Origin of the sequence: Bacillus swezeyi (genome assembly GCF_001969815.1) — a bacterium.
Classification (GTDB): domain Bacteria; phylum Bacillota; class Bacilli; order Bacillales; family Bacillaceae; genus Bacillus; species Bacillus swezeyi.
In genome coordinates this window covers 1-726 of the sequence record NZ_MRBK01000089.1, presented here as the reverse complement: position 1 = coordinate 726, position 726 = coordinate 1, and the positions used below count along the sequence as shown (strand labels likewise).

1 protein-coding gene and 1 pseudogene are annotated in these 726 nt (G+C 36.6%); one reads left to right on the top strand and one right to left on the bottom strand.

Annotation, left to right across the window (positions count from 1 at the left end; genetic code table 11):
• A partial coding sequence (locus tag BTA30_RS22385) for a PAS domain-containing protein (RefSeq protein WP_142243734.1) occupies positions 1–249 on the bottom strand: 249 nt, incomplete at its 3' end.
• 320 nt (positions 250–569) lie between these two features.
• Between BTA30_RS22385 and BTA30_RS22895 the strand changes: the two are divergent.
• Positions 570–726 (top strand): annotated as a pseudogene (locus tag BTA30_RS22895) (acyltransferase family protein); the annotation flags it as partial.

The window sequence follows — 726 nt, the reverse complement described above, 5'->3', positions numbered from 1 at the left end:
TGCGTGCAGAAAATCGAGCGCCGAGCGGTTCAGCAAATTCTTTTTGTGGCTTTGCAGGATATTGCAGGCTGCATCGTTCGCCTGAACAATTTTCATCTGCTGATCTAAAATAAAAATAGCGTCAAGCGTCCCGTTAAACATCAGTTCATACTGATGCAAATCCGCTTTGAGCTTTTTATTTTCTTTCCTTAATTGTTTCAGCTGGTTTTGCAGATTCAAGGATTCTTTCAAATCAAGAGTTTCCTCCATTTGTTACACTCCTTCTTGAAAACCTATCCCCCAATAATTCTACAAACCGGCAAATCTTCCTTCATATGTTTCAAACTTTTACAAGATTTCCGCCCATTTTACAGAAAGATGACGATCAAAAAGTTCCTTACTTTTCAATTACATCAACCTAACAATGAGGCTTAATACATAGAGAATGACCCGCTTTCTATTTTAAAATTGAATACGTGAGGCAAGACTGATGGAAGACGTCATTCGAAAAGAACATCAGCGTTTGAACGCTTCTTTAATGTAAACCGCACAAGTTTTGAACGGCCAAGTTTAAAGAAAAGGGTGATGTTATGACGAATTCTCGTGACAGTTATTTTGACAATGCAAAATTCCTGTTAATTTTCCTTGTCGTATTCGGACATATAATCCGGTCTTATATTAATGATAATGATGTGTTTCTTCATATATATAAATTTATCTATACGTTCCACATGCCTGCATTTATCC